At 63.3% G+C, this 12,789-nt stretch carries 9 protein-coding genes; 4 read left to right on the top strand and 5 right to left on the bottom strand.

Features of this window, described 5'->3' with window-relative positions:
* The first annotated feature begins 80 nt into the window (after window positions 1–80).
* The 4 genes from LK542_RS00930 (at window position 81) to LK542_RS00915 (ending at window position 4,222) form a co-directional block, all read left to right on the top strand.
* The gene (locus tag LK542_RS00930) at window positions 81–1,610 is read left to right on the top strand and encodes an ABC transporter ATP-binding protein (protein WP_227810461.1); all 1,530 of its coding nucleotides are present in this window, start codon (window positions 81–83) and stop codon (window positions 1,608–1,610) included.
* Window positions 1,607–2,698 carry an ABC transporter permease gene (locus LK542_RS00925; protein WP_227810460.1) on the top strand — a complete coding sequence of 364 codons (1,092 nt, stop codon included), beginning with the start codon at window positions 1,607–1,609 and terminating at the stop codon, window positions 2,696–2,698. Before LK542_RS00930 ends, LK542_RS00925 begins: the two co-directional genes overlap by 4 nt.
* A 6-nt stretch (window positions 2,699–2,704) precedes the next feature.
* A complete protein-coding gene (locus LK542_RS00920) occupies window positions 2,705–3,670 on the top strand; it encodes an ABC transporter permease (RefSeq protein ID WP_227800125.1) in 966 nt (321 codons plus the stop codon).
* Window positions 3,671–3,868: 198 nt separating this feature from the next.
* The gene (locus LK542_RS00915) at window positions 3,869–4,222 is read left to right on the top strand and encodes a hypothetical protein (RefSeq protein WP_227800124.1); all 354 of its coding nucleotides are present in this window, start codon (window positions 3,869–3,871) and stop codon (window positions 4,220–4,222) included.
* A gap of 71 nt (window positions 4,223–4,293) precedes the next feature.
* Here LK542_RS00915 and LK542_RS00910 read toward each other — a convergent pair whose 3' ends face one another.
* The 5 genes from LK542_RS00910 to LK542_RS00890 all read right to left on the bottom strand — a co-directional run bounded on the left by LK542_RS00910 (window position 4,294) and on the right by LK542_RS00890 (window position 12,682).
* Window positions 4,294–5,154 carry a MipA/OmpV family protein gene (locus LK542_RS00910; protein ID WP_227810459.1) on the bottom strand — a complete coding sequence of 287 codons (861 nt, stop codon included), beginning with the start codon at window positions 5,152–5,154 and terminating at the stop codon, window positions 4,294–4,296.
* 256 nt (window positions 5,155–5,410) lie between these two features.
* On the bottom strand, window positions 5,411–6,472 hold the full coding sequence (locus tag LK542_RS00905; protein ID WP_227810458.1) for a S1/P1 nuclease: 1,062 nt from the start codon (window positions 6,470–6,472) through the stop codon (window positions 5,411–5,413).
* A gap of 20 nt (window positions 6,473–6,492) precedes the next feature.
* A complete protein-coding gene (locus LK542_RS00900) occupies window positions 6,493–8,232 on the bottom strand; it encodes a bifunctional UDP-sugar hydrolase/5'-nucleotidase (RefSeq protein WP_227810457.1) in 1,740 nt (579 codons plus the stop codon).
* A 107-nt stretch (window positions 8,233–8,339) separates the two neighbouring features.
* A complete protein-coding gene (locus LK542_RS00895; RefSeq protein WP_227810456.1) occupies window positions 8,340–10,712 on the bottom strand; it encodes a TonB-dependent receptor in 2,373 nt (790 codons plus the stop codon).
* Between the two features lie 476 nt (window positions 10,713–11,188).
* Window positions 11,189–12,682, bottom strand: coding sequence for an adenosine deaminase (locus LK542_RS00890; RefSeq protein ID WP_227810455.1), 1,494 nt, complete (start codon window positions 12,680–12,682; stop codon window positions 11,189–11,191).
* Between the last annotated feature and the right edge of the window lie 107 nt (window positions 12,683–12,789).

The raw sequence follows: 12,789 nt of genomic DNA, 5'->3' as shown, positions 1-12,789 counted from the left end.
TCCGGCGCGCTTTTGAATGAAATGCAGGCTTTTTATTGCGCATCATCGATGCGCACCACCAACCATTTACTCTGATCGCAATGCAGCCAGCCGTAGAATTTCGCAACATCAGCAAGGCCTTCGGGGCCGTGCAGGCGAACGCTGACGTCAGCTTCCCGATTGCCAAAGGCTCGATCCACGGTGTGATCGGCGAGAATGGCGCGGGCAAGTCCACCCTCATGAGCATCCTGTACGGCTACTATCACGCCGACAGCGGCCAGCTCCTGATCAACGGCCAGGAGCGCCACATCCGCTCCTCGCAGGAAGCGATCGCGCTCGGCATCGGCATGGTCCACCAGCACTTCATGCTGGTCGAGAACATGACCGTGCTGGACAACGTGATGCTCGGCACCGAGGGCGGATTCAAGCTGGCTGCCAAGCGCAAGGAAACCGAAGCGAAGCTGCGCGAGATCTGCGCGCGCTACCGCCTCGATGTCGACCCGCTCGCCACCATCCACGACCTGTCGGTGGGCGCCCAGCAGCGCGTCGAGATCCTCAAGCAGATCTACCGCAGCGCCGAGATCCTGATCCTGGACGAGCCGACCGCCGTCCTCACCGCCCAGGAAACCGCCTCGCTGTTCGAGATCCTGCGGCTGTTCAAGGAACAGGGCAAGACCATCATCCTGATCACCCACAAGCTGGGCGAGATCATGGAGATCACCGACCAGGTGACCGTGATGCGGGCCGGCCGCGTGGTCGGCGCGGTGAGCACCGCCGAGACCTCCAAGGAGCAGCTGGCCAACATGATGGTTGGCCGCCCGATCGAGGGCAACCTGCCGCGCAAGCCCTTCAATCCGGGCGCGCCGGTGCTGCAGGTCTCGAACCTGCAGCTGGAAGACAAGCAGAAGGTCAAGCTCCTGGCTGACATCGACCTCACCGTGCGCGCCGGCGAGATCGTCGCGATCGCGGGCGTGTCGGGCAACGGCCAGAGCGAACTGATGGAAATCCTGTCGGGCATGCGCCTGCCGACGTCGGGTCGCGTCGAATTCCTCGGCAAGGAACTGCCCTATGCCGGTCGCTCCAACGCCGACGGCCTGCCGGCCGAATTCCGCGACCTCGGCATCGGCCACGTGCCGGAAGACCGCCTGCGCGATGGCGTGATCAAGGATTTCTCGGTCATGCAGAACACCGTGTTCGGCTACCAGGACCGCGTCACCAACAAGATGGGCCTGTTCGACTTCGAGGCCATCGCCAAGCGCTGCGCCCACCTGCTGGAAGCCTTCGACGTCCGTCCGAAGAACCCCGACCTGCGCATCGGTCTTCTATCGGGCGGTAACCAGCAGAAGGTCGTGATCGCGCGCGAAGTGTCGGCCGCACCAAAACTGATGCTGGTCGGCCAGCCGACCCGCGGCGTCGACATCGGCACCATCGAGAGCATCCACACCCAGCTGCTGCGCCTGCGCGACGAAGGCGTCGCCATCCTGCTGGTGTCGACCGAGCTGGAAGAAGTGCGCGCGCTGGCCGACCGCATCGTGGTCGTCTCCGGTGGCCGCATCACCGGTGAACTGAATGTTGAAGAATTCGATACCACCCGCATCGGCCTGCTGATGGGCGGGATGCACAAATCATGAAAACAACTGAACTCCCACGCTGGGCATCCGGCTTCGTCCTGCCCATCCTGAACCTGTTGTCGGCATTGCTGGTTGCGGCCCTGGTGATCCACCTGCTGGGCGAAAGCCCGGTCGAGTCGATGCAGATCCTGATCAACAGCGCCGTCATCAATCCGGAAGGCCTGAGCTACACGCTGTTCTACGCTTCCACCTTCGTGTTCACGGGCCTCGCGGTCTCGGTGGCGATGAAGGCGGGCCTGTTCAACATCGGCGCCGAAGGCCAGATGTACCTGGGCGGCTTAGGGCTAACCCTGGCGATGCTCGCATTCGACGCCTCGCTCTCGCCCTGGCTCCTGATTCCGCTGGCGATGATCGCCAGCGCCGTGTTCGGCGCCGGCTGGGCCTTCCTGCCCGGCTACCTGCAGGCCAAGCGCGGCAGCCACGTGGTGGTCACGACCATCATGTTCAACTTCATCGCCGCCAGCCTGATGAACTTCATCATCGTGAAGTACCTCATCCCCGAGGGCGACCAGAATCCGGCCAGCCGTACCTTCAGCGAAGCATCCTGGATGCCGCGCCTGTTCGACTGGTTCCCATCGATGGGCGATACCCCGCTGAACATCTCCTTCGTGCTGGCGATCCTCGCGCTGGTAATCTACGGCCTCGTGATGTCGCGCTCGAGCTGGGGCTACAAGCTGCAGGCCACGGGCCTGAACCAGCACGCCGCCCACTACGCCGGCGTGCGCATCAGCCGCACCATCATCGTCGCGATGCTGATCTCGGGCGCCCTGGCGGGCCTCGCCGCCGTCAACTCGATCCTCGGCTCGACCCACTACCTGAGCCTGAATTTCCCGGCCGGCGCCGGTTTCGTCGGCATTGCGATCGCGCTGATGGGCCGCCAGCATCCGGTCGGCATCTTCCTGTCCTCGGTGCTGTTCGGCGCCCTGATCCAGGGCGGCTTCGACCTGTCGCTGGAAAAGCCGAACATCCCGCAAGAGACCTTCATTTTCATTCAAGGCCTAATCATCCTGTTCTGCGGCGCGATGGAAAACCTGTACGCGCCGGCGGTCCTGAAACTGATCAATGCAACTAAGGCTCGTAAAGGTTAATACGCCATGGAAGACTTCCAGTTCGCCAGCATCGTCGTCTCGACGATCCGCAATGCGCCGGTCCTGATTTTCGCGGCCATGGCCGGCCTGTTCGCCGAGCGCAGCGGCGTGATCGACCTCGGCCTCGAGGGCAAGATCCTCGCCTCCGCCTTCGTCTCCGCCGGTGTTGCCTACTCCTACCAGGACCCGTGGCTCGGCATCGCCGCCGGCATGCTCGCCTCGGTCGCCCTGGCGCTGGTGCAGGCCTTTGTCGCCATCACCCAGAAGGGCAACCAGCTGGTGGCGGGCATGGCGATCAACATCGCCATGAGCGGCCTGACCTTCGTGGTCGCCCAGTACTTCTTCCAGCAGGGCGGCCGCACGCCCGACCTGGGCGAAGCGCGCCTGGCCGACGTGATCCTGCCGGGCACCGCCGCCATGGACAGCATCCCCTTCATCGGCTGGCTGTATGGCCACGTGATCGGCGGCCATTCGGTACTGGTCTACCTTGCCTTCCTGCTGCTGCCGGTGGTGCACTGGACCCTGTACCACAGCCGCTTCGGCCTGCGCCTGCGCGCCTGCGGCGAGAACCCGCATGCGGCCGATGCTGCCGGCGTGTCGGTCCAGAAGACGCGCTACACGGCGATGCTGATTGCCGGCGTGCTGTGCTCGTTCTCGGGCGCCTATCTGTCGATTGTCCAGAGCGGCTTCTTCCTGCGCGACATGTCGGCGGGCGCCGGCTACCTGGCGCTGACCGCCATGGTGTTCGGTAACTGGCGTCCGCTGCACACGGTGCTGGGTTGCCTGATGTTCGGCTTCTTCGGCGCGGTGCAGATCCAGATCGAAGGCGTGGACCTGCCGGTCGTGGGCCGCATCCCGGGTTCGCTGATCCAGATGATCCCGTATGTGCTGACCGTGGTTGTGCTGGCCGGCCTGATGGCCAAGTCAGTGGCGCCCAAGGCGCTGGGACGACCCTTCGTCAAGTCACGCTGAGTTTCAGTAATCTTAAGAATGGCCTGCTTCCGCAGGCCATTTTTTTTGCTTCAAGCCAGCGCCTGTTGCCATGGTTGTTAGCAAATGTGACTACCGTAAGCCTTTGTAAAGGCCGTCAACAAGGCTCATCGGCGAGCCGTTGATTGCTTAGGTGACACGATAAACGTACGCCAGAACCGAACCGGAAAGGATTTATCCATGAAGAAAGCACTTGCTACCCTGATCGTCGCTCTGTCGGCTACCTCGGCATTCGCCCAGACCACCTCGCCTACGACCGCAACCCCGGCCACCCCGGCGACTCCGGCCACCGCCGCTACCCCAGCCGTGCCGGCTACCCCGGCAACTTCGGCAGATACCGCCGCCTCGACCACCGATACCTCGGGCGGCACCGGCGCCACCTCGGCAACCGCGGCTTCGCCGGCTACTGCCGCAACCCCGGCCACCCCGGCGACCCCGGCCACTCCGGCAGACAAGACCGACACCAAGCAGGACAAGCAAGCCAAGCACGACAAGAAGTCCTCGCACAAGGACAGCAAGTCAACCGGCAAGTAAGCCATCACCGACCCGGGAAGCCGCGCGCTCTCCGGGTTTTCATGGGAGCGTCGTGCGGCCCCGCACGGCGCTTACTGGATCGCCGGATCCACCGTCTCCGCCCCGCTGGCGCGGCGGCTGGAACGCTTGAAGGTCCACATCACCCCTATTCCTCCCGACACCCCGCTGTCCTTCACATGCAGGGGACTGTCGCGGTTTGCCGCTCCCTTGTAGCTTTCGAAACGCAGATAGCCGAACACCCGCAGGTCCTCGTCGATGCGGCGCGAGCCGAACAGGCCCAGGCGCGTTGCCATCAGGCCGGAATCGGCCAGGTACGCGGGCCGGAGGGCCTTCGCGTACTGCGGCGCCACCTCGTAGAAGTGGCGGTTGATGCGGCGGTCGCCCAGCACGACGGAGAGATTCGTTTCCAGCGTCCATAGTCCGCGCTCGCCCGCCATCTCGTAGGCCAGGCGCGGCTCGAAAGTGGCGCCCCGATGGTGCAGGCCGCCGCGCGCCTCGATCACGGCGCGCAGCGGGAATTCGGCGCGCAGGCGGCGATTGTTGCCGAGCTCAAGTAGGCGCAACTTCAGGCGCGGACCGAATTCGACCAGCGGGCCCAGGTCCGGCATGCCGGCGCGCTCGTCGACATCGTCCGAGTCCGAGGGCAAGGCGCCGGCAAAGCCGACGTCGAGTTCGGCCCGGTCGCTGCGGAACACGCGCGCGTTGACGCCGGAACGGTCGGCGCGCAGGATCTCGCCGCGGTAGACGATGTTGGGGAAGACCAGCAGGCGCGATTCGCGCTCGTCGGAACCCGGATAGGACGGAGTCGAGATGGCGGCGGCGCCGACGCCGATTTCCCACAGGGGGAGCTTGCGCTCGGGGCTGGTCTGGGCGCTGGCGGCGCTGGAGAGGATCAGGCAGCCGCAGCAGGCGGCCTTAAGGAGAGGGCTCATGGTCTTGGCGTAGGTTCCGGTGAAGCGGATTCTATCCAAGACCAGGGAGTGGACGCGCCGCGCACGCTGAGCAGCGTCAGCTTTGATGAAAGTCGCCTGCTCGTAAACGTCATCCCGGCGAAGGCCGGGATCCAATTCTGTAGCACAGTGTGAACGTCACTCTGCGCAGCGAACTTGGATCCCGGCCTGCGCCGGGATGACGGTCTTACTTCTGGCGGTGCAAACTACTTTTGCGGTCTGAGGAAGCCGCCGACAATCAACCCTTGTCCGGGAAAATCGCCTGCAGCACCGCCGCCAGGTTGTACCCGCCCTTGATCAGCTGGGTCTTCGCAATCGCCGAGCTCGGCACTGGGTAGTTCTGCGGCACTTCCAGTGCGAAGGTGTAGTAGGTCTCGCCCTTCTTGCTGGTCTGCGGGGTCAGCTTGCCCGGCACCACGTCCTGGTAGGCCAGCTTGGCCACCACCAGGGCGTCGTCCGCCCACTGGTAAGGCCAGGTGATCGGGTCGCCCTTGGCCTTGGCCACCTGCGGGTTGCCGGCGATGGCCGCGTCCGCGAACTGTTCCGGGGTCCTGGTCTTGATGCGGCGGAAGGCGTAGTCCACCGTGGTGCTGTCCCAGTACGAGTGGAAGGGCTTGGTCAGGGCCTTGGGGACGCCTTCGCGCACCGGGGCCGGTTCGCCTGGGCCGATCAGGCCATCGGCCAGCGCGCTCACCTTGGCGTCGTCCAGCAGCAGGTTGTTGCCGCCGCGCGAATCGAAGATCGCGGTCTCGTCGACCTCGGCATGGGTTTTCGGCACCACGAACTTGCCGTCCTTGCTCACAAAGGCGGCGCCCACGTGCAGCGGCTGGTGGATGTCGCCGGCGAAGTGGGTCAGCAGGATCAGGGCCTGGCGCTTGGTGAACTTGTGCGGGTTCAGGGCTGGGTCGGTCTTGCCCTGCAGGACCGCGATGCACTGCTTCAGGGTCTGGACGATGTCCACGTCGGCCGTGCCGACGCCGTGGTCATGGTACTTCTCGAGCTGGAACGGAACGTCGGTGTAGTGGTACTCGCTGTGCTTGGGATTGCCGCCCACGTAGTCCACCATCTCCTGGGTCTGCGGGCCGCAATAGCTGCCCTTGACGCAGTCGGCCCAGTTGGCGATCGACTCGAGCGATTCGCCCGGCAGCAGCAGGGCCTGGATCTGCTTCTGGGCGTTCGAGCCCTTGAGCAGCTTGTCGGCGATGGCGCCGACGGCGCGGTGGCCGTCACGGCCCCAGGCCGCGGCGTCGAACGATACAAAGGCGCCGGTCAGCGCGAGTACACAGGCGAGTTTTTTCATGGTCATCCTTGGTTGAAGGCTCATTGGGCCTTGATGATGCGTGGCGCGCTCGGGGCCAGCGCGGCGCCCTGCCCCTCGGTCTTGCGCAGGTAGTCGGTAAAGGCGTCGAGGTCCATCAGGCCAGTCTCGAGGCGATTGCTGCCCTTGGCGAATTCGGGGAAGTTGTCGCCGCCTTCGGCCAAGAAGTTATTCGCGACGATGCGGTAGGTCTTGTTCGCTTCCAGCGGCTTGCCGTTCAGCGTGACGGCGGTGACGCGGCTGCCGGCCGGGCGCTTCTCGTCCCAGGTATAGCTGAAGCCATTGGACACCTGCAGCATCGAGCCGTTGCTGGATGCCGAACGCCACTGCTGCTCGAGCAGGGTGCGGATCTGGGCGCCGGTCAGGTCCATCACCACCAGCGTGTTCCCGAACGGGAGCACGGCCTGGGTCTGGCCGAAGGACGCGACATTGTCCACGCCCGCTTCCAGGTCCTTGCGGATGCCGCCTTCGTTCATGAAGCCGATCTGGGCGCCCAGGTTGCGGGTCGCGGCCAGGACGGCGTCGGCGATCAGGTTGCCGAGCGGCGCTTCGCCGGCCTCGTTCTGCTTTTTCAGCACCGGCGCCGCGGCCAGGCGCGCCACCGGGCGATTCAGGGCCGCGCGGCTGCTTTCCTTGACCTTGGCGATGAAGGCGACCATCTTTTCGTCGGCCGGGAAGTCGCCCGCTTTCATCAGGACGTTCTCGACCTTGATCTCGCCGACGCTGCCCACGCCCTTCTGCACTTTCATGGCGATGCGGGTCAGCAGGTGGCCATAGGACGAGGCCTGGGTCACGGTACGGCCGTCGACCTTGCACAGGTAGCCCTCGTGGGTGTGGCCGGTGATGACCAGCTTGATCTCCGGATCGAGCTTTTTCACGATGTCGACGATCGGGCCTTTGAGCTGGCTGCAGCCGGGAGTCATCGCGCTTTCCTTGGTACTTCCGCCCTGGTGCACCAGGGCCACGACCACGTCGGCGCCCTCACGGCGCATGGCGGGAATGGCGCGGTTGATGGCCGCCGCCTCGTCGCCGAATTCCAGGCCGGCGATCCCGGAGGCCATCACCACCGAGCGGGTGTCCTGCAGCACCACGCCGACCAGGCCGACCTTGATGCCCTTGGCTTCGATGACCCTGAAGGCCGGGATGAAGGGCTGGCCGGTGGCCTTGTCGACCACGTTGCCGGCCAGGTAGGTGAAGTTCGCGCCGCGGTAATCCTTGGCCATCTGGCAGGCCTTGTCCGGACGCGGCGAATCGCAGCCGCCGTGCTGCTGGCGCAGCAGTTCCTTGCGGCCGGCATCGAATTCATGGTTGCCGACCGCGGACACGCGCAGGTCGAGCATGTTCATCGCCTCGATGGTGGGCTCGTCGCCCCACAGCGAAGACATCGCCGGGCTGGCGCCGACCAGGTCGCCCGCGGAGACGAACAGCAGGTCCTTGTCCTGCTTGCGCCAGGCCTGCAGCGCGGCTGCCACCGCCTCGGCGCCGCCGGCGCGAATCGGGCTCGCCTTGCTGCCGTCAGCGTTGGTCGGGGTGTAGCGGCTGGGTTCCAGGTTGCCGTGGAAGTCGTTCAGGGCAACCAGGTTGATCGTGACAGGGTCGTTCGCAACCGCGTTGCGGCCCGATTGCGTGGAATAGTTGGCGACGGCGCCGAGCCAGGTACAGCCGGAGACAGCCAGGGGAAGCGCAAGCGCCAGCGCGACACGGGAAAGCCGTGCCGGGGCACGCGGGAAGTCGGTCGTCATATCGATGTCAATACTGGAGGTTGGATGTAAAAACAGGCCCTTGCGGGCCTGTTCGGTACTGCACGCTACGCCTGCCGCGTGAGGCAGCGGCAGGCATTGTAGCGTTATTAGATGTCCACCGACAGGGTGACCGACGCGAAGCGCGGTGCGCCCAGGTAGTAACGCAGGGTGCCGACGCTGGTCACGCCCGGGAACGGGGTGGTGTTGTTGACAGTCGACGACGACGGGTTGCGATACTGCTTGTTGGTGATGTTGCTGATGTTGAACTGCAGCTTCGGACGCTTGAAGACACCCCAGTTGTCGAAGGTGTAGCCAGTATCGAAGCCGTAGGTGGTGTAACCCGGTGCCCACTCGTCGTTCACCAGGGTGCCTGCCTGGCGGCTGGTTGCCTTGGCTTTCACGCGGGCGTAGAACGTGCCCTGGGTGTATTCCAGCGACAGGCCGGCCTTCAGCTTCGGCGTCAGCGGCATTTCCTTGCCGGCGGTCGGCAGGGTACCCGTGGCGCTCACGCGCAGGTTGTCTTCGATCTTGCTGCGGGTGTAGCCGAACGAACCGTAAGCTGCCCAGCCGTTGATCGGAGTGTTGCCCAGTTCGATCTCGAGGCCGTGGTTCTTCACGTTGCCAGCGTTGGTGTAGCTGCTGGTGTTGGTGATCGGGTCGAACGCGGTCGCCTGGCGGTTCTTGAAGTCGACGTAGAACGCGGTCACGGTCGCGATCAGGTTGTTGCTCTGGTGGCGGTAGCCGATGTCGGTGTTCCACGAGGTCTCTTCCTGCACGTCGCCGCGCAGGGTCGCCTGGTTACCAACCAGGGTCACGTTGGTGCCGACGTTGCTGAACACGAAGTTCGGCGGGGCTTTCATGTTCTTCGCCACCGACGCGAACAGCTGGTCGTCGTTGGTGATGCGGAAGCGGGCGCCCAGCTGCGGCAGCACGTCCTTGTACTTCTTGACGATGTTGTAGGTCGGGTTCTGGTTGCCTTCGCTCGCGAAGTTGGTGAAGTCACGCTCGATGTTCGGCGTACGCAGACCCAGGTTCAGGGTCAGCTTGTCGTCCATCATCGTGATCGTGTCCTGGATGAAGAACTGGTACGCGGTCGAGATGGTGTCCCAGTCGCGGCTCATGAACAGCGAACCGTCCGGACGGCGGATCTGGTAGATCTGCAGGTACGGATCGTACGGACGGCCGTCGGCGGTCACCGGGACCATCGGGCCGGTCTGACGGTGCTTGGCGCGCTCGTACCAGAAGCCACCCAGGATGTTGTGGTTGTTCCACTGGTAGTTCAGCGACGAAGTGATACCCGGACGCTTGGTGTCGGTGTGCGACGCGTTCGCCATGATGATGGTGTCGAGCGTATCGCCGTCGCCGTTCAGGTCGACCGATGCGCCGAGGCGGTTGGTCGTGGTGTTCAGGAAGCTGCCGCTTTCGCGCTGGACGCGCTGCTGCAGGCCACCGTTACCGAAGCCATACCAGAAGTACGGCAGCACTTTCAGGTCGAGGTTTTCGCTCAGGCGGAACTTGGCGGTTGCCGAAGCAATCGCGTTCTTGAACGGGTTGATGTACAGGCCGTGGTACAGCGGGGTCTGGGTAGCTTCGGTCTGGGCAGTGCCTGCACGCGGGGTCAGGTGGCCGACGAAGTAGTCGCTAGTGTCGTAGTAGTAACCACGGGTGTTGATTTCGGTCAGCGTCAGGTTGTTGATGCTGTTGTTCAGCGCTTCGTTCCACAGCAGGGTGGCGTGGATGTAGTTGAAGCGATCCCAGTCGTAGTTGAAGCCGGCGTCGATGTGGTTACGCTCTGCCTTGCCCTTGCCCTTCCACTTGTCCGACATGGCGCGCGAGAACGACACGAACAGCTTCGAGCGGTTGTCCGGCAGAATGCCGCTGTCGTAGCGGACGAAGGACTTGAACATGTCCAGCTGGCCGAAGGTCTGCATCACGCGCACGCGCTGCTTGTTTTCCGGGTTGCAGGTGTTGATGCCGAAGTTACCGCCGGTCGCGCCGACCTGCGGCGAGTCGACGTCGGTCGAACCCTGGGTCACGAACTGCGAGCAGGTGTTTTCCTGGTCAACGTATTCTTGCGGGTACACCGAGAACGAACCCGAGTCGTTCACCGGCACGCCGTTGATGGTGGCGCCGATCTGGTCGCTGTTGAAACCGCGCAGGGTCAGGCCGCCGCCGAACAGGCCGGTTGCATCGTGGTTGTAGCTGTTCACTGCCGGCAGCAGTTCCAGTGCCTCATAGGCGTTGCCGGTCGGGCGCTGCTTTTCCAGTTCCGCTGCGGTGACGGTCGAACGCGCTTTCGGCGCTTCTTCGAAGACCATCAGACCCATACCCAGTTTCTTGCCGGTGATAACAACTTCCGAACGAACCTGGCCTTCGTCAGACGTTGCCGTCTGGGCTTGGGCGACGCCGGCGCATGCCAGGCATGCCAGCGCGATCGCGCTCAGGCGCAGCTTCGGTTGTTGGTTAAAAGCGGATTGCATTCAAAACTCCCCTAGAGTGTCATTATGAAAACTACAACAGCAAGTGCTACACCTGCATGAATTCTTGCCAAAAGTTCTAGACTTTTGCAGCGGCATGGCAGTGTAAGGTCTGAATATGTCCGGTTGATGACGCCACCGGAGTCACGATGAGGCGTGGACCAAGTAGAAAAAAAGTCTTTCCTAAATAGTCACTCGCCGACTATGCATGAGTGCATCTAGCGTGACAAATACCATTTCGCTTACAAATTTATACGTATTTCGTATAAGTCCCCGTGGCTGTCCCGTGTCGGTTGTCCGCAACACGGAGTTCACCTGTGGAAATTGCTGCGGCGCGATTATAAGAGGACTAATTCAGCAGCGAAACGAATTAATTTGTAAATCCGTTTTGCCAAGGAGATGGATGGGCAATGTGTAGCGCGGTGGCCACACATTGCCCTTTTGGAAGAGGTTGGCACTGTCAAGTGCCGTTTTTTTGATCAGCGCTTGGCTGCGGGGGCGCTGCGGGCGAGTTCGGCGATCCGGGCTTCGAACGCCGCGAAACGCTCTTCCAGCTGACGGGTCAGGCGTTGTTTTTCTGCTACCGACAGAAAGGCGTAGCGGATGCTGTTGTACGAAGTGCGCTTCATTTCCGCGTAGTCCGGCTTGTAGCGGCTGGCGAACAGCACGTACTCGTTCGACAGGGTGTGACGGGTCACGCCGGCGTCGTCGGTCGAGATCACGTAGGGCACGCCATATTTACGGTACAGGGTGATCGGGTGGTTGGCCCCTTCGATGCCGCTGATAAAGGCATTCGAGGTCAGGTTGATCTCGACCGGGATATCGTCCTTGCGCATCTTCGCCATGATGGCCGGGGCATTGGTCTCGTGCGCCAGGTCGATGCCATGGCCGATGCGATTGGCGCCCGCAACCACCAGGGCCTGGTCGATGTGGAACTTCAGGCCTTCCGGCGGCACGTCGCCCAGCGCCAGCTCGCCGGCATGCATGGCGATCTTCACTTCCGGATAGCGCGACTTCAGGAAGCGGAACATCTTCATGTGCAGCGCGTAGTCGCGCATCGACACCATGGTGCTTTCCTGGCCGACGATATTGACGCCGACGATCTTGTCGCTCATGGCCGCGGCCTTGAAACCCGAGACCATCGACGAGAACACCTGCGAGGGGTTCAGCAGGCGCAGCACATAGGTCTGGTAACGCATGGTGAAGCGCTCGTCGTCGATGCCTTCGGCCGACTCGTGAATCTTGTTGACGAAGTCTTCAAGGGACTTGCGGAAGCCGGCGTCCTGCTCCAGCACCGCCAGCCAGGCGCCCATCTGGGCTTCAAAAGCCTTGTCGTCATTGGCGTTCTGCCAGGCCTGGGTGTCGAACTCCTTGTTCACGACGAAGGGCGACATCTTGAACATGGTCTCGATGTAGCTGACGTTTTCCGCAATGGCGCGCTTCTTGAGTTCCTGCAGGCCTTCGCGGAAGTTCGCGTTCGAGACCGGGCCAAAGAAACCGAAGGTCTGGAAGAACAGACGGTCCGGCGGCGGCTGGATCGCGCCGTGGTTGTTGAAGTCCTTGTTCGACCAGCGCTGCAGCAGTTCGCGGTAGGTGTAGTCGTCGGCATACACTTCGCTTGTGGACAGGCAGTTGCGGTCCTTGGCCGGCTTGGCGCGCTCGGCCTCGACGACTTCCTTCCTGGTCTCGATCTGGTAGGTCTGCTTGTTGACGCAGTAGCCCTGCTTGTCGAGGAAGTCGACGTACTGCTCGGCGTAGACCGAACCCGAATAATGGTGGTGCAGGTCGCCACCCTTGGGCATCTGGGTGAAGAACAGGGTCAGTTCGGACAGCTTCGGCTCGCCGGCGATCAGGCTGGCGTAGTGGCGGGCGGTGGCGGCTTCGTTCGCGGTCGACGCCGGGCCTTTGGCCAGGGCCGGGGCGCCGGCGACAGCCAGGGCCAGCAGGACGCTGCTGGTCAGTTTCTTGTACATGGGTGTGACTTTCTGGTGCGGTGGACCGCGCAACTCTATACGGTTGAGTTGGCCTTTGCAATATGGCACGTAGGGTGGGCGGGTCCCCCGCCCACGCGGTGATAGCT

This window comes from Massilia sp. IC2-477 (genome assembly GCF_020707265.1).
Taxonomy (GTDB): Bacteria; Pseudomonadota; Gammaproteobacteria; order Burkholderiales; family Burkholderiaceae_D; genus Telluria.
The sequence above is the reverse complement of the archived record's forward strand: the minus strand, read 5'-3'. Positions and strand labels throughout refer to the sequence as shown.

What these genes read in the sequence shown, in the direction of transcription:
- LK542_RS00930 (WP_227810461.1), top strand. Translation starts at nt 81, where the DNA reads ATGCAGCCAGCCGTAGAATTTCGCAACATCAGCAAGGCCTTCGGGGCC.
- LK542_RS00900 (WP_227810457.1), bottom strand. Translation starts at nt 8,232, where the DNA reads ATGACGACCGACTTCCCGCGTGCCCCGGCACGGCTTTCCCGTGTCGCG.
- LK542_RS00915 (WP_227800124.1), top strand. Translation starts at nt 3,869, where the DNA reads ATGAAGAAAGCACTTGCTACCCTGATCGTCGCTCTGTCGGCTACCTCG.
- LK542_RS00895 (WP_227810456.1), bottom strand. Translation starts at nt 10,712, where the DNA reads ATGCAATCCGCTTTTAACCAACAACCGAAGCTGCGCCTGAGCGCGATC.
- LK542_RS00925 (WP_227810460.1), top strand. Translation starts at nt 1,607, where the DNA reads ATGAAAACAACTGAACTCCCACGCTGGGCATCCGGCTTCGTCCTGCCC.
- LK542_RS00890 (WP_227810455.1), bottom strand. Translation starts at nt 12,682, where the DNA reads ATGTACAAGAAACTGACCAGCAGCGTCCTGCTGGCCCTGGCTGTCGCC.
- LK542_RS00910 (WP_227810459.1), bottom strand. Translation starts at nt 5,154, where the DNA reads ATGAGCCCTCTCCTTAAGGCCGCCTGCTGCGGCTGCCTGATCCTCTCC.
- LK542_RS00920 (WP_227800125.1), top strand. Translation starts at nt 2,705, where the DNA reads ATGGAAGACTTCCAGTTCGCCAGCATCGTCGTCTCGACGATCCGCAAT.
- LK542_RS00905 (WP_227810458.1), bottom strand. Translation starts at nt 6,472, where the DNA reads ATGAAAAAACTCGCCTGTGTACTCGCGCTGACCGGCGCCTTTGTATCG.